Annotated in this window: 16 protein-coding genes; 15 read left to right on the top strand and 1 reads right to left on the bottom strand. The window is 57.3% G+C overall.

Features of this window, described 5'->3' with window-relative positions; all coding sequences use genetic code 11:
* Positions 1 to 1017 carry a Na/Pi cotransporter family protein gene (locus V3851_RS02760; protein ID WP_331844944.1) on the bottom strand — a complete coding sequence of 339 codons (1017 nt, stop codon included), beginning with the start codon at positions 1015 to 1017 and terminating at the stop codon, positions 1 to 3.
* 296 nt (positions 1018 to 1313) lie between these two features.
* On the opposite strand from V3851_RS02760, the gene V3851_RS02755 reads away from it, so the two are divergent.
* The 15 genes from V3851_RS02755 (at position 1314) to yqfD (ending at position 23934) form a co-directional block, all read left to right on the top strand.
* Positions 1314 to 2687 (top strand): class I SAM-dependent rRNA methyltransferase, encoded by a 1374-nt coding sequence (locus V3851_RS02755; RefSeq protein WP_331844943.1) that lies wholly within the window; start codon positions 1314 to 1316, stop codon positions 2685 to 2687.
* 378 nt (positions 2688 to 3065) lie between these two features.
* A complete protein-coding gene (gene addB / locus V3851_RS02750; protein ID WP_331844942.1) occupies positions 3066 to 6590 on the top strand; it encodes a helicase-exonuclease AddAB subunit AddB in 3525 nt (1174 codons plus the stop codon).
* 3 nt (positions 6591 to 6593) lie between these two features.
* The gene (gene addA / locus V3851_RS02745; RefSeq protein ID WP_331844941.1) at positions 6594 to 10586 is read left to right on the top strand and encodes a helicase-exonuclease AddAB subunit AddA; all 3993 of its coding nucleotides are present in this window, start codon (positions 6594 to 6596) and stop codon (positions 10584 to 10586) included.
* Between the two features lie 34 nt (positions 10587 to 10620).
* Positions 10621 to 11802, top strand: coding sequence for an exonuclease SbcCD subunit D (locus tag V3851_RS02740; protein WP_331844940.1), 1182 nt, complete (start codon positions 10621 to 10623; stop codon positions 11800 to 11802).
* Positions 11799 to 15263: an SMC family ATPase gene (locus V3851_RS02735; RefSeq protein ID WP_331844939.1), complete on the top strand. Its 3465-nt coding sequence runs from the start codon at positions 11799 to 11801 to the stop codon at positions 15261 to 15263. Before V3851_RS02740 ends, V3851_RS02735 begins: the two co-directional genes overlap by 4 nt.
* Before the next feature lie 41 nt (positions 15264 to 15304).
* Positions 15305 to 15949, top strand: a complete 645-nt coding sequence (locus tag V3851_RS02730) for a response regulator transcription factor (protein ID WP_331844938.1) — start codon at positions 15305 to 15307, stop codon at positions 15947 to 15949.
* A gap of 4 nt (positions 15950 to 15953) precedes the next feature.
* The gene (locus tag V3851_RS02725; protein WP_331844937.1) at positions 15954 to 17057 is read left to right on the top strand and encodes a sensor histidine kinase; all 1104 of its coding nucleotides are present in this window, start codon (positions 15954 to 15956) and stop codon (positions 17055 to 17057) included.
* Positions 17058 to 17227: 170 nt separating this feature from the next.
* Complete coding sequence (locus tag V3851_RS02720; protein WP_331844936.1) at positions 17228 to 18166, top strand: ABC transporter ATP-binding protein; 939 nt, start codon at positions 17228 to 17230, stop codon at positions 18164 to 18166.
* 37 nt (positions 18167 to 18203) lie between these two features.
* Positions 18204 to 19340, top strand: a complete 1137-nt coding sequence (locus tag V3851_RS02715) for an ABC transporter permease (protein ID WP_331844935.1) — start codon at positions 18204 to 18206, stop codon at positions 19338 to 19340.
* A 1-nt stretch (position 19341) separates the two neighbouring features.
* A complete protein-coding gene (locus V3851_RS02710; RefSeq protein WP_331844934.1) occupies positions 19342 to 20493 on the top strand; it encodes an ABC transporter permease in 1152 nt (383 codons plus the stop codon).
* Positions 20494 to 20706: 213 nt separating this feature from the next.
* Complete coding sequence (locus tag V3851_RS02705) at positions 20707 to 21102, top strand: histidine triad nucleotide-binding protein (protein WP_414859246.1); 396 nt, start codon at positions 20707 to 20709, stop codon at positions 21100 to 21102.
* A 134-nt stretch (positions 21103 to 21236) separates the two neighbouring features.
* Positions 21237 to 21410: a 30S ribosomal protein S21 gene (gene rpsU / locus V3851_RS02700; protein ID WP_005547957.1), complete on the top strand. Its 174-nt coding sequence runs from the start codon at positions 21237 to 21239 to the stop codon at positions 21408 to 21410.
* A gap of 15 nt (positions 21411 to 21425) precedes the next feature.
* Positions 21426 to 21869, top strand: coding sequence for a GatB/YqeY domain-containing protein (locus tag V3851_RS02695; RefSeq protein ID WP_331844932.1), 444 nt, complete (start codon positions 21426 to 21428; stop codon positions 21867 to 21869).
* Positions 21870 to 22477: 608 nt separating this feature from the next.
* Positions 22478 to 22768 (top strand): sporulation protein YqfC, encoded by a 291-nt coding sequence (yqfC, locus tag V3851_RS02690; RefSeq protein ID WP_331844931.1) that lies wholly within the window; start codon positions 22478 to 22480, stop codon positions 22766 to 22768.
* Positions 22768 to 23934 carry a sporulation protein YqfD gene (gene yqfD / locus V3851_RS02685; protein ID WP_331844930.1) on the top strand — a complete coding sequence of 389 codons (1167 nt, stop codon included), beginning with the start codon at positions 22768 to 22770 and terminating at the stop codon, positions 23932 to 23934. Before yqfC ends, yqfD begins: the two co-directional genes overlap by 1 nt.
* The last annotated feature ends 17 nt before the right edge of the window (positions 23935 to 23951 follow it).

Genomic DNA, 23951 nt, shown 5'->3' with positions numbered 1-23951 from the left:
CTACGGATTCTTCGGCAGTGCGGGGCCGGCCGGTGTTGACTCGGGCGGCGGGTCCAATCTTGACCAAACCGGAAGGTAACAGGCCGGTAAGGCCAGCAAAGAGCAAACGACATTAAAGATCGTTTGAGAATGGGCGATTTGCGCCGCCGGTTCGGAGGACAGCCAGGCGGCGGCACCCTCCAGCCAGGGCGTAAGCGGCAGAAACAGGGCGGCCCCGATCGCGTTCAGGGCGACATGCGACCAGGCGACAAAGCGGCCGGAACGCGTCCCGCCAAGGGAAGCGATCACCGCCGTAACGCAGGTGCCGACATTGGAGCCGATTACCATGGCGATGCCGAGCGGAACCGGCAGCGCGCCGGTGGCGACGAGTCCCATCGTCATCGCGATCGTGGCCGCGCTGCTGTGGATGAGCGCGGTTAGCAGCGCGCCCGCGGCGGCGCCCCAGAGCAGGCTGTCTCCGGCATGGCCGAGCAGCCAGTCGATGATGCCGTAAGCCATGAGCGCGGGGCCGGTCGACTGCATCCAGCGGATCGCGATCATGATCAGGCTGAACCCGGATACGGCTAACGCGCCGTATTGCAGCGTCTCAAGCAGCGAAGCCCATCCCCCCGACCGCCGCTTGGGGAGCATTTCCTGTGCGGTTACGGCCCCTGCCCAAACGAGTAAGGATAGAATGAACAGCGGAACGCCTATACTGGAAATATCCAGGGCGATCAGCTCGGTGGTCAGGCAGGTGCCGATATTGCTGCCGAGAATGATGCCGAGCGTGCGGGCGTAGGTCAAGAGCCCGGCGTTCACGAGACCGATCGTCATGACCGTGATCGCGGTGCTGCTTTGCAGAACCGCCGAGACGAACGCGCTGGATAGCAGCCCGGTCCAAGGCGTCTTCGTCGCCGCGCGTAGCACCGCGATCAGCCGGGGGCCGGCCCAGGCGTGCAGCGCGCCTTCCATCACCTTCATGCCAAACAGAAAGAGGGCCAGTCCGAATGTGACGGGAAAAACAATGTCTTGAAACACCGGAAAGCGTCCCCCTCTCGCAAAAAAAGTGTACAAGTTACATATATGCCCCGCCGCCCCGGTCCATGCCATAGAGGACGCCGAAAAGGCCGAAGTGGCGGGCGGGACCTGTGGGCGTTAAACAAACGGGGGAATAAGTAACGCTCACAAAACTAAGCGGATGCTTTCGAAGCAAGTTTGTACGAAGTAATTCGCAAAAGTAACGCTCATAAAACTGAGCAGATGCTTTCGAAGCAAGTTTTGTACGAAGCATTTTCACAGTGGTAACGCTCACAAAACTTTAGGAGTTGAACATATTGGCATCCGTTATATTGACGCGCAGCCGCAAAAAGCGGCTGGAACAAGGCCACCCTTGGGTATACAAAAGTGAAATCGAAAATGTGGAAGGGGAACCGGCGCCGGGAAGCCTGGTGGAAATTTTGGATCACCGCCGCCGCTTTCTGGCCACGGGCTACTACAATCCCGCCTCGCAAATTACGGTCCGGGCCGTTTCTTTTACGCCGCTTGAGGCGATGGATGCCGCCTTTTTCGAGCGGCGGTTTTCGGAATGCCTGAAACACCGGCAGCGGTTTGTGGACGAGGACGCCTACCGTTTCGTGTATGGCGAGGCCGATTTTTTACCGGGGCTGATCGTGGACCGTTTCGGCGATGTACTGGTGGTGCAGCTGCTGACGCTCGGCATGGATCTTTGCCGCGACGCGATCGTGAAGGCGCTGGTCGCCGTGCTTAATCCGGCGGGCATCTACGAGCGCAGCGACGTACCGATCCGGGAAATGGAGGGGCTGGAGCAGGTCAAAGGGCCGCTGTACGGCAACCCGCCGCGCCATGTCACCGTAACGGAGAACGGGCTTAAGGTGCTTGTTGACATCGAGCAGGGGCAGAAGACGGGATATTTCTTCGATCAGCGTGAAAATCGGGCCTCGATCAAGCCGCTGATGACCGGCTGGGGCGAAAGAAGCGGAATCACGCTGCAGGAAGCGGCGGACGAGGTCGGGCATGTGCGGACGGTCCCCGTCAACCGCAACGGAAAAGAAGTGGCTTTTCCGTATTGGGACGGAGCGACGGTGCTGGAGTGCTTTTCCCATACCGGCAGCTTTACGCTGCACGCCTGCAAATACGGGGCCAAGAAAGTGACCTGCCTGGACATTTCCGAGCACGCGATCGAGAGCGCCAAACGGAATGTGGAGTTGAACGGATTTGAAGAACGCGTCGAGTTCGTGGTCGCGGACGCCTTCGATTATCTCCGCAGCCAGGTCAAAGGGCTGGCCGAACGCAGCGCCCGGGCGGCGGGGAACGACGGCAAGGCCGACACCTCGGTGCCGATGACCGCCGGAGGCGGACGGACCTGGGACGTCGTGATCCTCGATCCGCCGGCCTTCGCCAAAACCCGCAGCGCCGTCAAAGGCGCCTGCCGCGGATACAAAGACATCAATCTGCACGGAATGAAGCTGGTCAACGAGGGCGGCTATCTGGTCACCGCGAGCTGCTCCTATCATATGCGCCCGGAACTATTCCTGGAGACGATCCAGGAGGCCGCGGCCGATGCCGGAAAAATTCTCCGCTTGATCGAATGGCGCGCCGCCGGTAAGGATCACCCGCAAATTTTGGGCGTGAACGAAGGGCACTATTTGAAATTTGCCATTTTCGAAGTCCGCAGCAAAAATTTTTAGAAGCCTGTGCGGCTGTGCCGGAGATAACTGTATTTTCTCCAGCTAATTTGCGCAGATTTCCCAAGCAGGAAGAAATAACTGTAAAACCTCCAGCTAATTTCGTACTATGGCGAGTTCTAAGCTGAAATTCACGGAAATAGCTGTATGTTTTCCAGTTAATTCCGGAATAGAGGGGAGAACGGGCGAAATAACAGCAGGTTTTCCAGTTAATTTGTAACCTGGCCAGTACGGGTGGCCTGCGATTAAGCGCAAATGCCGCAATCCTTTCCGGTTTTTACCGGAAGGGATTTTTTTGTCGGGACTGGGAACGTACATTCCTATTTTGGCGCGATATGGTATACTTGATGGTAATCTAGTTAATTGGACGGAGGCAGCTTTATGTCATTACAATTCATCATCGGCCGGTCCGGCAGCGGCAAAAGCGCCCTGGTACTGGAACAGATCACCTCGAAACTCCGGGAGGACCCGATGGGTCCCCCGATGATATTGCTGGCTCCCGAGCAGGGAACCTTCCAGATCGAGCAAGCGCTTGTCAGCGCTCCGGAGCTCAAGGGTACCGTACGGGTTCAGGTGCTGGGCTTCCGCCGGCTCGCGCTTCGCGTCATGCAGGAGACGGGTGGGGCCGCGCTCGTACCGATCAGCGAAGAGGGCAAGAAAATGCTGCTCTACAAAATTCTGAGACGGCATAAGGAAGAGTTGAAGCTGTACAGTCACGGCAGCGACCAATTGGGGCTCATCGATGAGATCAATGACCTCTATACGGAATTGAAGAAGTACAATGCCGATTTCTCCAAACTGGAGGACCATCTCCGCACGCTGGAGTCGGCCTCGGGAGAGTCGAGATTGCTCAAGGACAAGCTGCACGATTTGAGTATTTTGTATGCCGAATTCGATGCCGAGCTGGCCAAGCTTTATCTCGATGCGGAGGATCATGTCATCAAGCTGGCGGAGGGAGCGAAGGATTCGGCTTATTTGCGTGGTGCGGAGCTGTGGATCGACGGGTTTCATACATTTACGCCGCAGGAATACAAAACCCTGGGCGTTCTGATGCAGGTGGCTTCCTCCGTCACGGTCGCGCTGACGCTGGATAGGCCTTATGACGACGGTGCCGGACCGCATGAGCTGAATTTGTTTCATCCAACGGGATCGACATACATGAAGCTGCGCGCGCTGGCCGAATCGCTCGGCGTCGAGGTGAAGCCGGCCAAGCTGCTCGATGCCCGCCCGTTCCCGAGATTTCGCGGCAGCGAAACGCTGGCTTACCTGGAATCGGCTTATGAGTTCAGGACGCCTTGGCCGTCAAGCCGCCCCCCTGCGGATCTAGCGGCATCGTTATCCCTACATGCGGCGGGCAACCGCCGGACCGAAGTGGAGGGGGCGGCGCGAGAAATGCTGAGGCTGGCCCGGGAAGAAGGGGCGCGCTGGCGGGATATGGCGCTGTTCGTGCGCAATCTCGGCGACTACGAGCATATCGTCCGCCCGGTGTTTGAGGATTACGGCATTCCCTTTTTCATGGACCAAAAAGCGAGCATCCTGCACCATCCGTTGATCGAGCTGATTCGCGGAGCATTGGATGTAGCATTGAGATACTGGAAGTACGAGGACGTCTTCCGCTGCGTGAAGAGCGAGTTTTTGCTGCCGCTTGACGGGAGCTTGTCGCGGGGAGACATGGACCTGCTGGAAAACTATTGCCTGGCCAGCGGCATTCAAGGATACCGCTGGACCGACGGACGGCCCTGGAAAGGAGTTCCGAGCCTGTCGCTTGAAGAGGGGGAAGGGTCCCCGAGCCGTTCCGAAGGCGAACGCCTTCAATTGCTGGAGCGGTGCCGCACGGCGGTGACCCAGCCGCTGTCGGGATTTGAGAAGCGGCTGAAGCGGGCCAAGAGCGTCCGGGACATGTGCGCGGCCGTTTACCGCTTGCTTGAGGACACCGAGGCGCCTCGGCGGCTCGATCTGATGGCGCACCGCGCACTCCAAAACGGACAACCGCAGCAGGCGATGGAGCACCGGCAGCTATGGAGCGCGGTTTTGGACCTGCTCGACCAGATCGTGGAGATGATGGGCGAAGAACAGCTTTCCGCGGAATTGTTTGCGGGTGTGCTCGAAACGGGCCTCAAAGATTTGAAGCTCGGACTCGTTCCGCCCGCCATCGATCAGGTGCTGGTCGGCAGCACGGACCGGACCCGGACCCGCCATGTCAAACACGCCTTCCTGCTCGGCATCAATGAGGGCATTATGCCGGCCAGCCTTCAAGAAGAAGGTATTCTGAGCGATCAGGAACGGCAGCGCCTCGGTGAAATCGGGCTTGAACTGGCGCCCGGAATAACGCGCCGGTTGCTCGACGAACGCTTCCTGATTTACGGTGCGCTTTCGGCGGCCAGCGCTTCATTGTGGCTCAGTTATCCGTCCGCGGACGAGGACGGCAAGCCGCTGCTTCCTTCCGAAGTGATCCGGCATATCAAGCGGATTTTTCCGGCGGGAATGCTGGAGGAACAAACTATCGGCGATGCTCCGGCTGCCTCCGATCCGGAGGAGCGCCAACTGGAATATATAAGCGCCCCGGCCCCGACCTTGCCGCGATTGCTTGGCCAACTGCGGGTCTGGAAGTCCGGTCAGCCCGTTTCGCCGGTATGGTGGAGCGTCCTGCGCTGGTACCTGGAACGTCCCGAATGGGAAGCGTCCGTCAACCGCATGCTAGGCTCGCTCGATTACCGGAACCGGGTCGGCGGGCTCACCCCGGCAACAAGCCGCAAATTGTACGGGAAGCGGCTGCGCACAAGCGTATCCCGCATGGAGAAGTTTTCGGCTTGTCCGTTCTCCCATTTCGCTTCCCACGGGCTTAAGCTGAAGGAACGGCAGTTATACCGGCTCAAGGCGCCGGATATCGGCCAATTGTTCCATGCGGCGCTGAGCCAGATGGCGATCACGTTCAAGCAGCAGAACCGGAGCTGGGGAAGCCTGACCCCGGAGGAATGTCTCCGGGAAGCGGACGCCGCCGTGGATAGGCTCGCGCCGAAGCTGCAAGGGGAAATATTGCTCAGCACGAAGCGCTACGGCTATATTTCCCGCAAGCTGAAAAATATCGTCGGCCGCGCGTCGATCATCTTGGGCGAGCAGTCCCGGCGCGGCAGCTTTGAGCCGGTCGGCCTGGAGCTCGATTTCGGGCCGGGACGGCCTTTGCCGCCCCTGACGTTCGAGCTGCCGAACGGTTGCGTGATGGAGATCGTCGGCCGGATCGACCGGGTCGATATGGCGGAAGGCGAAGACGGCGTGCTGCTGCGCGTCATCGACTATAAATCGAGCCAAACCGATTTGAAACTGCACGAAGTGTATTACGGCTTGGCGCTGCAAATGCTCACTTATCTGGACGTGCTGCTGAGTTCGGCGGAAACATGGCTCGGCCAACCGGCGATCCCTGCGGGGACGCTGTATTTTCATGTGCATAATCCGCTTCTGCAAAGCAGCAACGGGCTGAGCGAGGAAGAAGCCCGGCTCGAGCTGCTGAAGCGATTCAAAATGAAGGGACTGCTGCTGGCGGACCGGGACGTCATCGCGAAGATGGACGGGACGCTGGAAAAGGGCTATTCCGAAATTTTGCCGGTGGCGGTCAAGGCGGACGGCGGCTTTTACAGCAGCGCTTCCGTAGCCACGCCGGAGCAGTGGCGGACGCTGCTCGGATCGGTACGCCGTACCATCGTGGATATCGGGACGAGAATTACGGATGGCCATGTGGACATATCCCCTTACCGGCTCGGGACGGAGACGGCTTGCACCTTCTGTGCGTACAAGCCCGTTTGCCGGTTTGAGGAGTCGCTTGGCGGAAGCCATTATCAGATATTGAACAAGCCCGGCAAGGACCGGCTTTGGGAACTGCTGGAGGCAAGGGATGGAGAGAAGGAATAAACCATGTTGACGATACCGAAACCGGCGGGAAGCTATTGGAGCGATGACCAGTGGAAGGCCATTTCGCTCTCCGGCGGCGACATCCTGGTGGCGGCGGCGGCCGGCTCCGGTAAAACCGCGGTACTAGTGGAGCGGATTATCCGCAAGCTGTCCGCCGCCGATCACCCGCTTAGCGTGGACAGGCTGCTCGTCGCCACATTCACGAAAGCGGCGGCCTCGGAGATGCGCCAGCGGATTCGCGAGGCGCTGGAGAAAGAACTGGCCGGCGACCCCGGCAGCGAGCATCTTACCCGCCAGCTCGCGATGCTGGGCCGGGCGTCGATTACGACGCTGCATTCTTTTTGCATGGAGGTCATCCAGCGTTATTACACGCTCATTCCGCTCGATCCCGGTTTCCGAATCGCTTCGGAAAGCGAGACGGCGCTGCTCCGTCAGGAGGTGCTGGAGGATCTGTTCGAGGAGAAATACGGCACCGAGCGGGAGGGGAGCTTGTTTTTTGCGCTGGTCGACTGGTTCAGCGGAGAACGGAACGATGACGCGGTATTCGCGCTCGTGCACAAATTGTACGATTTCTCGCGCAGCCATTCCTGGCCGGAGCATTGGCTGCGTCAGGCGGCTTCCGCCTTTCGGGCATCCGATATCTCCGAGCTTGAACACAGCTCCTGGGTGGGCAGCATATTGGCCGATACGTCGATTATGCTTGCGGGCGCGGCGGAACTGCTTCGCCAGGCCAAGGCGCTGGCCTTGTCCCCCGGCGGGCCGGAGCCTTATGCCTCCACGCTGGAGGAAGAACTGGAGATGTTACTCGGTTTGCAAGCGGCGGTGATGGAGGGGGCCTGGACCAGTCTCTACGGAAAGTTTCAGTCGGCGGCTTTCGGCAAATTGAAGCCATGCAAAAAGGATCAGACCGATCCGGGCCTGCAGGAACGGGTCAAGGCCATGCGCGAAGAAGCGAAAAAAACGGTTACCGATCTGCGCAGCCAGCTGTTCGGTCGCCCGCCTGAGACTTTTCTGCAGGAACTGCGGACGGCGGCGCCGTTGATGGAGCAGCTCGCCGAGCTGACGATCGAATTCGGAGACCGGTACAAGCGGGAAAAAGCAGCCAAAGGCTGGCTCGATTTTTCCGATTTGGAGCATTATTGTCTACAGATTTTGCGCTCGCCCGAGTCCACGCCGGATACGGCGATTCCATCTGATGCGGCGCTGGAATACCAGGCACAGTACGACGAAGTGCTGCTGGACGAATACCAGGACACGAACACTGTACAGGAAGATATCGTACGGCTGATTTCCCGCCGGGACCAAGGGAACCGTTTCATGGTCGGCGATGTCAAGCAGAGCATATACCGCTTCCGTTTGGCGGAGCCGGGGTTGTTCCTGGAGAAATACCGCAGCTACGGTGACAGCTTCGCTACCGGCGGATTGAGAATCGATTTGGCCCGCAATTTCCGCAGCCGCCGGGAGGTCGTTGACGCGGTCAATCTGTTGTTCCGGCAGATCATGAACGAGGGCGTAGCGGAGATTGCTTACGATGCGCGGGCGGAGCTCGTTTACGGCGAGGGATTCCCCGACGGGGCGGACGGCGATTACCGGCCGGAACTTCTGTTATTGGACCGCAGCGGAGATGCGGTTCACGCTTCGTCCGGAGAGTCCGGCCTGGCCCATGAGAGCGAAGCGGAATCCGGCACGGAGGAAGAGACCGCCGCCGAACTGGAAGCGGTCCGGCTGGAGGCGCGGGCGATTGCCGCCCGGATTAGAGAACTGACGGGCGAGGGCGGACAACCGGCACTGCGCATTTACGATAAAAGCCTGAAACAATTGCGTCCGGCCGAATACCGGGATATGGTGATCCTGCTGCGCTCGACTTTGTCCTGGGCACCCGTGATGATCGAAGAGCTGCGCATGGAGGGCATCCCGGCGTACGGAGAGTTGAACCAGGGTTATTTCCAGGCTTCGGAAGTGGAGACGATGCTGTCGCTGTTGCAAATTATCGACAACCCGCTGCAGGATATCCCGCTCGCCGCCGTATTGAGGTCACCCATTTACGGCTTGTCCGAAGAAGAGCTGGCGGAGATTCGTTTGGCCAAAAGCACGGGCAGTTTTTACGAGGCGCTTCTGGCCGCTGCGGAGGGGACGGAAGAGTCCGAAGCCGAGGCCGAAGCGGGGGCCGATTTTGGCGGCAAAGCCTCTTTGTCGTCCAAATTGCAAGCGTTCCTCGATCAATTGGAATCCTGGCGCAACCTGGCCCGGGAAGGCGAGCTCAGCCGCCTGATCTGGGGGATTTACCGGGATACCGGGTATCTGGACTGGGTAGGCGGACTGCCGGGAGGCGCTATGCGGCAGGGGAATTTACGCGCCCTGCACGACCGGGCGATACAGTATGAGACAGCGACTTCCGCCAGAGGACTATTCCGCTTCCTGCGGTATGTGAACCGTCTGCGGGAGAACGGCGGCGACCTTGGCGCGGCGGCATCGACCGAAGGCCGGGACGACGCGGTGCAAATTATGACGATCCATAAGAGCAAAGGGCTGGAATTTCCGGTCGTCTTTGTCGCGGGGCTGGCCAAAATGTTCAACCGCCAGGATTTAAACGCCAATTTTCTCATGCACAAGGAGATGGGCTTCGGTCCGAAATTCGTGGACGGAGCCCTGCGCGTAAGCTACCCGACCTTGCCGAATCTGGCGATTCGCAGACGGGCCCAGATGGAACTGCTGGCGGAGGAGATGCGGGTTCTATATGTCGCGCTCACCCGTCCAAAGGACAAGCTGATCCTGGTCTCGTCGGTCAAAGACCTGGCCGGGGCGGCGAAGACTTGGGGAGGAGCTCTGGAAATCGGGGAAGAGAAGCTGCCCGACTACCTGCTGGCCCGGGGCAGATGTTATCTCGACTGGATCGGTCCGTCGCTCATCCGGCATCCTTCGGCCGTGGAGCTGCGCCGCTTCGCCGGTCTTCCCGAGGTGACTCCGGCACTTTTTGCGGGCAGCGCTTCGGATTGGATTATCGGCTTTGCGTCCGCCCGGGAGATGCTTCTGTCGGGCAATGCGTTGGAGGATGCGGCTGCGGGAAGGGAAGACGGAAACGATACGATTTTGAACCTGGATTCGCTTTACGGAAATAATGGAGCTGCCCCGGGAGAAGTTCTCCTTTCGGGTGGCCCGGCGGCCGCGGAAAGGACGGCGGAAGCAGAACAAGCGGTTAATGCCAAGCTCGGCTGGTCATACCCCTATGAACAGTCAACCCGGATTTCGGCCAAAACTTCCGTCACGGAAATGAAATCGCTGCTGGCCGATCAAGAGTTCCCGCCCAGCGATATTTTTGCCGGGGAAGAGTTGCGGATCGAAGCGGGACGGGAGCCGGAGCAAGCCGATTTCAAGCTTCATCTCCGCCGGCCGCGGTTCATGGAGCAGGCGCAGCTTACGCCTACCGAACGCGGAACGGCTTACCATACGGTGATGCAGCATTTGCGACTGGACGAGGAGCCCGGCGAGGATACGGTACGGGACACTTTGGCCCGGCTTGTCGAACGCCGGATTATGACGCCGGAGCAAACGGCGGAAATGGATGTGCCGCGCATCGCCGATTTTCTGAGAAGCGAGCTTGGGGCAAGACTGCGGAGAGCGGATTGGGCGCGCCGGGAAATGCCGTTCAGCTACGGTCTTTCCGCCGCGGACGCATTTCCGCGGCTGGCCCCGTATGTGGAAGGGCCGCTCTGGGAAGCGGACGATTCCAAGCTGAGCATCGCCAAAATGTCCGGCGGGGAAACCGTGCTGATTCAAGGGATTGTCGACTGCCTGTTTCAAGTCGACGGCAAGCGGATCCTGCTCGACTATAAAAGCGACAAGGTCCTTCCTCACCGCGGCGGCGTCTCCGCGCTGACGGAAACATATCGTTTCCAGCTCGAACTCTACGCCGCCGCAGTTGAGGATATCACCGGCGTGCCGGTAGACGAGAAATGGCTTTATTTCTTTGATAGCGGCGACGCGGTCAAGCTATAGTTTTTAAAGTGTACGAAGCGGAGGGGAAAATAACATGCGGATACTGCATACCGGGGACTGGCATTTGGGCCGTACCCTGGAAGGGAGAAGCCGGCTTGCGGAGCAGGCTCAATTTCTGGACGAGCTGGTCCTGGTGGCGGACAATCAGCAGGCGGACGTCATTCTGATGGCCGGCGATGTCTATGACAGCGTCAACCCGCCGGCCGCGGCGGAATCGCTGTTCTATGAAGCCGCCGCGCGGCTGACGGAGAACGGCCGCCAGCTCGTGGTCATCTCCGGCAATCACGACCAGCCGGAACGGGTATCGGCGGTGGCGCCGCTTGTTTCGGGCCGGGGAATCACGCTGGTGGGGTTGCCGACGGCGGAGAGCGTTACACTGCATGTACCGCGGACGGGAGAGACCGCGGTGATCGCGGCCTTGCCTTATCCGTCGGAATCAAGGCTCTCCGAACTGCTGGCCGGGGACGGCGATGAAGGGGAACTCCGCATCGCGTACAGCGCCAAGGTCGGCAAATTGATGGCGCAGCTGGGCGGAGCCTTTCAACCCGATACCGTAAACCTGGCCATGAGCCATATTTATGTGCTCGGAGGCCTGGAATCCGACTCGGAGCGGCCGATCCAGGTCGGCGGGGCCTATACCGTGGACCCTTCCGCGCTGGATATCGGTGCGCAGTATACGGCACTAGGCCATCTTCACCGCCCGCAGGCGGTCAAGGGCAAGGGAATGATCCGGTACAGCGGATCGCCGCTTGCTTACAGCTTCTCGGAGGCGGGCCAGGCCAAATCGGTGATGCAGCTCGATCTTGCCCCCGGCGGAACGCCGCAGGCGGAGGAGCTGTTCCTATACAGCGGAAAACCGCTGGTTCGCTGGAGCTGCCGCGGCGGCTTGGACGAGGTGTGGCGTTATTTGGACGAGGGGAGAGACGGCAGCGCGTTTATCGATCTGGAAATACACCTCACCGAAGCGATGTCGCTGGGCGAGATTCAGAAATTGCGCAAGGCGCATGAAGGCATCGTACATATCCGTCCGGTCTATCCCGGCAGGGATGCGGAGGAATTGATCCAGTCCCGTGCCCAGATGCCCGTTCATGAGATGTTCCGTAAATTCTATCAGCGGCAGAGCGGGGGCGCTGAGCCGGAGGCGGAACTGGTCGAGCTGTTTATGTCCCTGGTGGCCGAGGATGAAGAAGCGCAGGACAAGGAGGCGGAAGCATGAAGCCGATATCGCTGAAATTGTCCGGTCTGCAAAGCTACCGGGAGACGCAGGAGATCGATTTTGCCGAATTGTGCGACACGGGGCTGTTCGGGATATTCGGACCGACCGGCAGCGGAAAATCGACCCTGCTGGACGCCATTACCCTGGCGTTGTACGGCAAAGTAGGCCGCGCCGCGAACGGTACGCAAGGGATTATGAACCATTCGGAGGACAGCCTGTTTGTCGCGTTCACTTTTGAACTGATGTCCGCCGGGGGGGCCGAACGGTACCGGGTCGAGCGGCGTTTCAAACGGCAAAGCGAGCTGTCCGTGAGCAATACGATCAGCCGCTTTATCGAAGTTACTGCGGAAGGCGAGAAGGTGCTTGCCGATAAACTCGCGGAAGTTACCCGCCAGGTGGAGGAAAAAATCGGGCTGAAGATGGACGACTTCACCCGTGCGGTCGTACTGCCGCAGGGCAAATTCGCCGAGTTCCTGTCGCTCAAGGGAGTAGACCGCCGGCAGATGCTGCAGCGGCTGTTTCATCTGGAGAAATACGGCGATCTGCTCGTTCAGAAGCTGGCCCGCAAGGCGAAGGAAGCGGAGCAGGGGCTGAAAGAGCTGGCGGCCGAGCAGCAGGGGCTCGGCAGCGCCTCGGAAGAAGCGCTGCGGGAAGCGGAGGCCGCGCTGAAGGGCGCGCTGGAGCAGGCGACAGCGCGGCGCAAGGAGCTCGGCGAGGCCGAGCGGCGTACGGAGTCGCTCGCCAAGGTGCGCGAGCTGAGCCGGGAGCGCGCCCGCCGGGCCGCGCTGCTCGCGGAGCTGCGGCAGCAGGACGCCGCCATCCGCGAGCTGGAGGCGCGGCTTGCCAAGGCGGCCGCCGCGGAAAGCATCAGGCCGGCGCTCACGGCCTGGAAAGCGGCGCGGCAGCTGACGGCGGAACGCGAAACCGCCGCCGTCCGCGCCGCAGCGGACGCCGCCGAAGCCGCGGCCGCAGCATCGCAGGCCGCCGCCGCGGCGGAAGCGGCGGCAGGGGCGCTCAGCCGCGAGGAGCCGGCGCTGCTGCTGCGCCTGGACCAGCTGGAGCAAGCGAAGCTGCTCCAGCGGGAAACGGCCGAGCTGGCGGCCGGGCTGCGGGAGTTGCAAGCCTCCCGCGAGCAGGGGAGCCGCCAGCGTCAGGCCCTTGGCGAAGAGATGCAGAAGGAAGAGCAGCTTCTCGCCAAAGCCCGGCAGCGCCAGCAGGAGCTGGAGCTGATGCTGAAGGACTGCGAAGTGAAGGCTTCAGAACGGCAGCGGATCCAATTGGCCGTGACCCGGAAGCAGGAGATCGCCAGGCTGCGGGAGGAAGCCCGCAAGGCCGGGCTGGAAGAGGCCGCCCAGGCGGCGAAGGCCGAGCAGGCATCGTCCCGGCTGCAGGAAGTGGCGGCCCGCGAACGGACGGCGGAAGCGAAATGCCGGGAATTGGCGGCCGGGGCGCTGGATCTGCTTCGGCAATTGAATAGGCTGACCGTAGACATCGCGTCCGCCGAAAGCGTTCTGACAACGCTGGAAGCCGAGCATCGCGCCCGGCTGAAGCACAGGGAGCGCCAGCTCTGGGCGCTCCGGCTCGCCGAGGAGCTTCAAGCGGGAGACCCGTGCCCGGTGTGCGGTTCGGTTCATCATCCCGGCGCGGCGTCTGGCGCTGAAGAACAGGCAGTAAACGAGGCCGCAGCGGAAGAGCTTGCCGCATTGCTTGCGACGGTCCGCGAGTTGAATTATGCGGTGTCCCGGCAGGCCGATGGCTGCCGAAGCTTGCTGCAGTTGCTCGGTGCGGAAGAGGCCGAGACGGAAGCCCTAAGACCCGGGGCAGCGCAATTGGAAACGGCGGCCACAGCCGGGTTTGAGGCGGCAGCCGGGAAACCCGGGGTTCCGGGCGGGCTGCAGGCTGGCGATTTCGATGGGCGCGATCCCGGCGCTCTGCGTGGCCGTGCCGCGAAGCTGGGGGAAGAGGCAGCACGGCTGCAGACGGCACTGGAGCGGCTCCAGCGCGACGCCAAGGAGGCGAAAGCCGCGCTCAACGCTTTGCAGCCCCAAGTGGCAGCCGCGCAGGCGGAGGCGTCCGCAGCCATAAGTTTGCGGGAGCAGGCCGCTTCGCTCGGCCAAGCCGGCCGGACGGCGGTCGAGAATAAGCTGGCCGAATGGAACGCCGAGTATCCGGAGTTGTCCTTGGAAGAGGCGGAGCGGCTTCAACAAAGCATCGACGAGAAGGATCGGAAGGGTGAGGACCTGAAGCAGCGGCTCCAGGTCAGCGTTCCGTTCATCGAGGAGAAATCCGGTGCTATATCAAGGCTCAGCCAGCAGATCATCGACTTGGACAAGCGATTGCTGCAATGGGAAGTGCAGGAAGAGGGAAAGAGCTCCTTGCTCCGGGAAAAAAGGGATCGGCTTGCCTCCTGGATCGGCGAAGACTCCGTGGAACGGCTGCACGCGGAAACGGACGGGCGTCTTAAGGCGCTGCGCCAGGCGGCGGAGGACACCCGCAAGCGTCGGGAAACAAACGACGCCTTGCACCGCGGGGCCGCTGAGGCTGACGCCCTGGCCCGCCAGGCGCTGCAATCGGCCCACGAGCAGGAGAAGGAATGCCTGGCGCGCTGGCAGAGCGGTCTGGCGGCGTCTCCTTTTGCTGCGGAGGAAGAGGTCACGGAGTCATTCATTGCATCGGAACAGATTATCACGGATACCGCCAAAATCAGTGATCACCGCGACCGGGAGCGCGAACATGAAATCAATCTCAAAGAGCTGGACACGAAGCTGAAGGGGCAAGTTGTGACGGAGGAAGAGTGGGCGGACGCGGCCAATGCTCTGGAACTGGCCAAAGCGCAGGACGAAGCCGCGCTTCAGGCGAAGGCCAGGGCCGAGCGGGATCTGGAGGATCTTGCGGCAAGGCATATCCGCTGGAAGGAGCTGGAGGCGGAAAGGCTGAAGCTTGAGCACCGGTCGGGCTTGCTGGGCAAGCTGCAGTCAACCTTGCGCGGAAATGCATTTGTGGAATACGTCGCGGAGGAGCAGTTGATGAATGTCAGCCATGCGGCATCGCAGCGGCTGCGATCCCTGACCAAGCAGCGCTATGCGCTGGAGACGGATTCGGGCGGCGGCTTCGTCATTTGCGACGATGCCAACGGGGGCGTGAAGCGGCCGGTTTCCACACTGTCCGGCGGCGAGACTTTCCTGACCTCGCTCGCACTGGCGCTGGCATTATCCGCGCAAATTCAACTGCGGGGGCAGTATCCGCTGCAGTTCTTTTTCCTGGATGAAGGATTCGGCACCCTGGATCCGGAATTACTCGATACGGTCATTACCTCGCTGGAGCATCTGCATCACGATCATCTCGCCGTCGGCATTATTACCCATGTCACAGAGCTGCGCGACCGGCTGGCCCGCAAGCTGATCGTCATTCCCGCGGAAAGCGGGGGCGAGGGTTCTAAAATTATGGTCGAACGGATGTAGTATATTAAGCGGGATTTTTTCGGAAAAGAGGTCCGATCCATATGAAGATTCGGGTGCTGATTGCGGACGACAATTCCTTTATCAGGGAAGGCATGCGCATTATTTTGAACACGTTTGAGGACTTCGAGGTGCTTGCCACGGTGGCGGACGGCCGCGAGGCCGTCGAATACTGCAAGGCGCATGAAGTCGACGTAGCCTTGCTTGACGTCCGCATGCCGAACATGAACGGCGTGGAGGCTACGCGGGCGTTGGCGGAAGAGACGAAGACGAAGCCGCTGATCCTGACGACGTTTGACGATGACGAGTATATTGTGGATGCGGTCCGTTTCGGCGCCAAAGGATACTTGCTGAAAAACAACGACCCGGAGCGGATATGCGACGCGATCAAAAGCGTTTATCATGGTCATAATGTGCTGCAAAACGCGGTTTTGGACAAGCTCAAGAGCAGCCTTGGCGAAATCCGTACGGCGCCGGATACCCCGCCGATCGATACGAAGCTGTTCACGGAGCGGGAGCTGGATGTGATGTCGCGGATCGCCAAAGGGCTGTCCAACAAGGAGATATCCAAGGAGCTGTTCATTTCCGAAGGCACGGTGGCCAATCACATCACCTCGATTTTGAATAAAACGGCCCTGGAGCACCGGACGCAAATCGCCATTTATTATTTGACGGGAAAGGTCCGCTGAAGTCATGGAATTGTGGAGTGTCGGGAATAAACTGGTCGTGCTGTTTTTTGTGGTCGCCTACGCTTATTTCATCGCGGCCGCTCCGTCGCCCTGGCTGGTGCTCTTTTTCCTGATCTACATCGGCCTGAACCTGCTGACGCATCTTTTTAAAAATATAGCGTTCAAATGCTTCTCCATGGTTGCCGCCAACCTTTATCTGCTGTTATGCACGCTGTATGTTCAGCCCGATTTCATCCTGCTTATGCCGCTTGGCCTGCATGAACTGGTTGCTTCCTATTCGCGCAGGCGGCTGCCGATGTATATCGCCTTGTTTGCCCCGACACTGATCATCGGCGATCGAAGTCTGCTTTTTCTATACGTCTTCATTGCGCTTCTGACTCTTTTCAACGGGGGGCTGGCCAACCGGAATACGGGCAAAATTCAGCGGCAGGAGGCGCAGCTTGACAAGATGCGCGCGGACGGGGAAAAGCTGCGGAAAAAACTGCACGATAACGAGGAACTGATCCGCGTTTCGGAGTATATGCACAAGCTCGAGGAGCGCAGCCGTTTGTCCCAGGAGCTTCACGACGGCGTCGGCCATTCCATGACCGGGGCGTTGATCCAGATGGAGGCGGCCAAAGTGATGCTGCATACCGATCCCGCCGCGGCGGAAAATCTGCTGCAAAACGCGATCGGCATTTCCAAAGAGGCGATCGAGCAGATCCGGCTTACGCTCAAAAATATGAAGCCCCCCGTGCAGCAGCTCGGCATCCATCGGCTGAGAGCGGCGGTGGAGGCTTTCGGCGGCAAATTCGGTTTGATGACCACCGTCGTGCATGAGGGTGAGATCGAGCGGATTACGCCGCTGCAGTGGAAGATCATTCAGGATAATGTGACCGAAGCGCTGACCAATACGGGCAAATACGCCTCGGCGACGGCGGTTCATGTAGAAGTGAAGGTGCTCGGCAAGCTGATCAAGGCCGTGGTGACCGACAACGGGCGCGGAGAAGCCAAGATTGTCAAAGGACTCGGGCTCATCGGCATGGAAGAGCGGACGGCTGCGGTAGGCGGGACGGTCATCGCAGACGGAACCCGCGGTTTCAGCGTAACCACGCTGATGCCCTACTAAGCGGCGTGAGATTTTTCACGTCTTAAACCGGCAGCCGTTTAGGGATAATTATGAAAATACTCATGTTCAAAGGATGAACTTATGCACTGTCATAAGGTCATCCTTTTTTCTTACAATGAGGTCATGATCGAAGCTGTTTCCAAGATAAACAAAGAGCGGAGTGAAGTAGGATGAATGTGCTGGATATTCGCGGATTGACCAAAAAATTCGGCGATTTCGTCGCGGTCGACAACATGTCCTTGACGGTGCGCGAAGGGGAAATTTTCGGTTTTCTCGGTTCGAACGGGGCGGGGAAGAGCACGACGATTAATCTTGTCGCCTCGTTGCTAAGGCCGACGAGCGGAGAAATCCATATTCTGGACCGGAATATCGCGAAGCATAGCCGCTTCGCCAAAATGAATCTCGGGATCGTTCCGCAGGACTTGGCGATTTACGAGGACATGACCGCTTCCGAGAATGTGAAGTTTTTTGCCGGGCTGTACGGTCTTCGAGGGGAAGAACTTAAAGAAAGAACCGAGGAAGCTTTAAGGTTTGCCGGCCTTGAGGACAAAGCGAAAAGCTATCCGAAAAATTTCTCCGGGGGCATGAAGCGGCGGCTGAATATCGCTTGCGCCATCGCACACCGTCCCAAGCTGATTATCATGGATGAGCCGACCGTCGGTATCGATCCCCAGTCGCGGAATTACATTCTTGCATCGGTACGCAAATTGAACGAGATGGGCTGCACGATTATATACACGAGTCATTATATGGAAGAAGTCGAGGAGATCTGTTCGCGGATCGCGATCATCGATCACGGTAAAATTATCGCCGACGGTACAAAGGAGCAGCTCATCTCGGCGATTACGGATATGAAAGAAATTCGTATCGAATTGAAAAAAGGCGATCCCGAACTTGCTCTATTATTAGAAAATGTCACCGGTGTTAGGCACGTTATTTTGGAGGAGGGACAGGTGATCCGCATCGGCAGCGACTTGTCGGTGGATAATCTGAGCATGATTTTGAAGACGCTGATCGACAGCGGTGCGGACATCCGGTCGGTGGAGGAGCAGGAACCGAATCTCGAAACGGTATTCCTGACGCTGACGGGCCGCAACCTCAGGGATTAATCTATGGGACAGATCCGAGCGACGGGAGGATAATGCATTGAATATTTTGAACATCGCATTTAAAGAAATCAAACACGATATCCGTGACCGGTGGACGCTGATCTTTATGCTCGCTTTTCCGATCGTGCTGATCCTGATTTTGGGAGTCTCCCTGTCCAATGACTTCTCCGGCGGTTCAGGGCTGGGGGATATCCGCGTGCTGGTCCGGGATAAGAGCGGGGGCGGGACTTTGGAGCAAAGCTTTGAGGCTTTCATGAAAGAGGCGGAGAAATCCGGCATCCGGTTCGAGGCTTGGAGCGAAGGAATGAACGGGCGGGAGGAAGTGGAGCAGGACCGGTATGACGATTACGTTGAACTGGGGAGCGGGGGTATTTCGCTATACGGCAGCAGTCGCAATACCATAGAGAGCACGATTGTCCAAGGCATGCTGACTGCGTTTGCCGATAAATACAAAACCGTGTCGGCTTTAGCCCATGCGGGGCAGGATATAGCCGTCATGCAAATGACGGGCACGGGGGAACAGCTTGAACAAAACTATATCAAAGAGACGTCTATCGTACCCGACCGTCAGCCTGGGGCCGTCGATTATTATGCCTTGGCTATGACCTGTATGGTCGCCTTATGGGGGTCTTGGTCGGCAAGCCGGTTGATCGCCTTCGAGACGAAGAGGGGGACGGTGAAGCGGCTTATTGCAGCCCCGGTTTCAAAAGGAGCTATTTTTGCCGGGAAAGTACTCGGCAGCATCTGTTCGAATATGATCTGTGTTTGTCTGATCATTGTCGTCAGCAAATTTGTATTTAAAGCATACTGGGGCGATCATATGCTTTATGTGCTCGGCGTATTGCTCACCGAAGTCATATTGGCGGTAAGCTTGGGCCTAACGGTCAGTTATCTCTTTAAAGATACCGCAAGAAAGAGCGTGATTATGATCATCACACAATTGGCCGCTTTATTCGGCGGCGCGTACTTTCCGATGAGCGTGGACGAGGATTTGGGAGCGATCGGATGGATCGCGGGCCTGTCCCCCATTCGCTGGGGAAATGTGGCGTTGACCAAAATCGTCTATGGCGGAGAAACGGCGGCCATGTGGCCCGTCGTTGGACTGAATATCGGATTGGCTATATTGATGCTGCTTGGGTCGGCCGCGCTTATGCGCCGTAAGGAGGGAGTCTAACATGGACAGGAATATATGGTGGCTTGCTGTAACCACGCTGCGGCGGGAATTTCGGAAACGCGGCAGCCTCATCATTTACTTTGGACTGCCTTTGGCGGGAGTCTTGATCTCGACGTTTCTCTTTGCGAATTCCGGGCAAAGCGCGCTGCGTGTCGGCGTGGTCAATATGGACGGGAGCGAGGCCATTGCCGCGGATACCGTCCGGTTCATCTCCGAAATGGGCCAGGTTAAGGTCGAGAATGTGACAGAAGAGGAATTATCCCGCCGGCTTGTCGCAGGTAAGCTGGATAGCGGGGTGCTGCTGGAGCAGGGATATTCGCAAAGCGTGCTCGCCGGACAGCCGGAGCATATCGCCATCCAATCGGTGAAGGGCGCCCAGGTTACAGCTTATTTGAAGGCAATGCTGTATAGTTATATTGATAATATGGCGGAGATCGGAAAAGCCGCCCTCGGGAATCCTGCGAGATTCGACCAGATTTTTGGGGAATATCGCGATATGTCCTTCGAATTCGGGGCCGAATCCGTGGGCGATAAATCCGTCTCGAAGGATATGACCTATCAATCCGTGGGCTTCCTGATTCTGTTCATGATGATGTCGTCGGTCAATCTGTCGGAGCTGATGCTGAAACAACGGGAGGATCGGACGTTTTTCCGGATTATCTCTTCGCCGGTGAGTTCCAAAACCTATGTCATCGCTAATGTGATCGTCAATATCGTTGTAATGCTGCTGCAAATTATCGTGACTTTGTTCTTTTTAAGATATGTGTTCAAGCTGGATCCCGGCATTCCAATGGCTTCGCTGGCGGGCTTGCTGGGGCTGTTCGCTCTCGTGTCCGTCGGGTTGTCGCTTGTGATCGTGGCCTTCTCCAAAAACACCGGGATTTCCGGTTCCTTGGATAATCTGATCATCACGCCGACCTGTCTGCTTGCCGGATGCTTCTTTCCGGTCGAAATCATGCCTGCGGTCATCCGCCGGATTGCCGATTTTATGCCTCAGCACTGGGTGCTGCAGGCGATCGAGGAACTGCAGGGCGGCGGTGGTTTCGTTGGCGTTTGGCTCAGCTTGTCGATCCTGATCATTTACGCGGTCGTGTTCTTTTTGATCGCCACTTACAAGTTCGGACGCAATAATGATACACGTACATTTATTTAGCGCCCAAATTTTTACTTCGTGATGTAGATCACAGATACAGTGTCAACCCGCTGTTATACTACAGTTAGCCGACATCAATTTGGTAGCACCCCGACGGACGTATTGGTGACAGAGATTAGACTTCGTTATTTCGGTCCAATACGTCCGTGCGACGAGCAAACTCTTTCGAGGGAGCTGGGTGCTTCTTTTTTTTGCCCATTTTCGGTATGATGGATGTTAAGAGTAATTTTTAAGGAGGTCTTTCAGGTGGACAACTGTTTGTTTTGCAAGATTGCCGAAGGCACGATTCCTTCGAATAAAGTATACGAGGATGACCGCTTTCTCGTGTTCCATGATATTGAGCCTGCGGCGCCGACCCATGTGCTGATTATTCCGAAGAAGCATATCCCGACGATGAACGATCTGGCGGCGGAAGATGCAGGGTTGATCGGCGAGCTGCATCTTGTAGCCCGGGAAGCGGCCAAAAAGCTCGGCGTGGCGGAGAGCGGATACCGCCTGATCAACAATTGCGGGCCGGACAGCGGACAAGCGGTGTATCACATCCATTATCACCTGCTGGGCGGAGCAAAGCTCGGCGCGCTGGTGCAAAACTCCAATTCGCATGCCTGATTGACGATGCATTATCTTCCAGGCATCTTAAATATGGGTGTCCAGGTTGACACCCTATTTATTTTTCCCCTATAATGAAGTTTGATGAACCGTGTTAGGCTCTTGGACGGTCTGGTCGGAGGGAGGGAAAACTGGTGTCTGAAACTAAAGTTCGCAAAAACGAGACAATTGATGCTGCACTTCGTCGCTTTAAGCGTTCCATCGCTAAAGATGGCGTCTTGGCTGAGGTGAAGAAACGCAAGCATTATGAAAAGCCAAGCGTAAAGCGCAAGAAAAAGTCCGAGGCTGCTCGTAAAAGAAAGTTTTAGGAGGATTATGCTACCATGAATCTTAGCGAGCGATTGAACGAAGATATGAAGCAAGCGATGAAGAGTCAAGACAAGTTCAAACTCTCCACCATTCGAATGGTTCGTGCTACGATCAAGAATCTTGAGATAGATTTGAAAAGACCTTTGAACGATAATGAAGTGCTTGATATCCTCAGTCGTGAAATCAAACAGCGCAAAGATGCCCTCCAAGAATTTGAAAAAGCAGGTCGTGACGATCTTGCGGTACAAGTCAAAGCGGAAGCCGAGATCATTGCCGAATACCTTCCCGAACAGCTGAGCGAAGAAGAAATTAAAGTTATTGTACAGCAGACCATCCAGGAAACCGGTGCTACTTCGAAAGCCGATATCGGGAAAGTAATGAGCGCGCTGATGCCCAAGGTTAAAGGCCGGGCGGACGGCAAGCTTGTCAATCAGGCAGTTCAACAGCTTTTGCAATAGTGAGAACGAAAGCAACGAAGCTGTCTCTTAGCGGCATGCTTAGGAAATAGCTCGCTTTGAACACGAATATTCATGAAAGTGCGGCACAGGGTTGAACCCTGTGCCGCTTTTCTATTTCGGCCTTGCTTCGGAAGCTTCATTGGAGATTTTCCAATGAATAACTGGCTCATCCGAACGTGTCCGGGACCTTCATTGGATGAAATCCAATGAAATGTAGGTTTAAGGGGTTGCAGACGCCCCGGAACGGCTCGTCCATTGGATAATATCCAATCAAGCCTAACCGTAAGCCCCCATGCTGAAATAAAGTTGGATTTTATCCAATGAAGGCATTTAACTGAACCTTCTGTACCATATCAAACTTTGTGCCATATCAAACTTGCAGCACATCAAACTTAACCCCACCTTACCACTGTACTATCGTACAAACCTATATCTAACTTCACACCCCATACTTAATTACTGACTTTTATTCTCAACCTCGATCTCAGCAGCAAACTCAACTTAACCTCAATCTCATTTTCAACCCCAACGTTCAAGCGGCGATTGTTTCTCATAAATCGGGATAGCACCGCATAATTTGTAAAGTAGGGGAAGGGGGATTGCCTCATATGAGCCGGTTTGTCCGCAAATTCCGCAAGTGGACGGTCGATGCGCTCGACCTGCCTAGCGATCTTGTAATGAATTTACCCAGGCTCACCTTGATCGGAGGTAAGCAATTATATATAGAGAACCATCGGGGTGTGGTGCATTTCTCCCCTGAAGCGCTGCATCTCAAGCTCAGCCAGGGCATGCTGGAGGTCGAGGGCAGCGGGCTGATGATTAAAGAGATTATGCCGGAGGAAGTCGTCATCGAAGGACGGATCTTCGGCATCAAATATCGCGAAACGGAGGAATCCTAGTGAAATCACCGGTATTTGCCGCATTGAGCGGCGCTGTTACGGTCATTGTTCGCGGCGGGGCCAGTGAAAAATTGATCAATGAGCTCTCCGGGCGCGAAATCGAGACCTGGGACGTAAAGCCTTTGCCGAACGGGAATATGGAAATGAGTTTAACGGTAAAAGATTTTTTTCGCCTGCGTCCGTCTTTGAAACGGACAGGCTGCCGCGTGCATGTGAAGCGGCGCTATGGTTTGCCGTTCTTGATGGTCCGTCTGTGGCGCAGAAAATGGTTCGTCTTGGGCTTTGCCTTGTTTATGGCGGTTATTTTCAGCCTGTCCCAGTTGGTATGGGACATCGAGGTCAAGGGCAATGTGAAAATCGCAGATGAAGATGTGCTGAACGCGGCCCGCGAGGAAGGGATGTACCCCTTCCAATGGATTTTCAAGCTGCCCAAACAGGACAAGCTCTCCGCGGAATTGAACCGCAAGCTCCCGGGGACGTCTTGGGTCGGGGTATCCCGGACAGGCACCAAGATTTCCATTGAAATTGTTGAGGCGACGCAGCCAAAGGAACAGCAGCTTTTAAGCCCGCGGCATCTGGTCAGCACGGCCGATGCGGTGGTCACCTATATTTATGCGGAGAAAGGCCAACCGGAAGTCAAGAAGAATGACCGGGTACGAAAAGGACAGATACTCATTTCCGGGATTCAAGGCGGGCAAAGGGTGGTGTCCAAAGGCGAGGTCAAAGGGATCGTGTGGCATGAATACAATATCGAGGTGCCGCTCGTTCGGAAGCAGCAGGTGTACACTGGAGAGAAGAAAGAGCGCGGTTATCTCTATTTCGGAAAAACGGCGATCCAGCTTTCCGGATACGGAAAGGCGGCTTTTGAGGATGCCCAGGTACTTACGGAATTCGATCCGTTGACCTGGAGAAGCCTGAAGCTTCCGATCGGCTGGATGAGCGAAAAGGTGCTGGAAACGGCCGAACTTGAGATCAAGCTGTCCAAGAAACAGGCGGCGAGCGACGGGATCGAGCGGGCAAAGCGCGATATTTTGGCCAAAAACGGGACGGGAACCGTCATATTGAATCAAAAAATTTTGCATGAGAAGACAGACAATGGTAAAGTTTATATGAAAGTGCTTTTTGAAGTGGAACAAAATATATCGGAAGAACTTCCAATTGTATGATCAAGGAGAATGAGGCT

The sequence above is a fragment of the Paenibacillus haidiansis genome (genome assembly GCF_036553665.1).
Taxonomy (GTDB): domain Bacteria; phylum Bacillota; class Bacilli; order Paenibacillales; family Paenibacillaceae; genus Fontibacillus; species Fontibacillus haidiansis.
The sequence above is the reverse complement of the archived record's forward strand: the minus strand, read 5'-3'. Positions and strand labels throughout refer to the sequence as shown.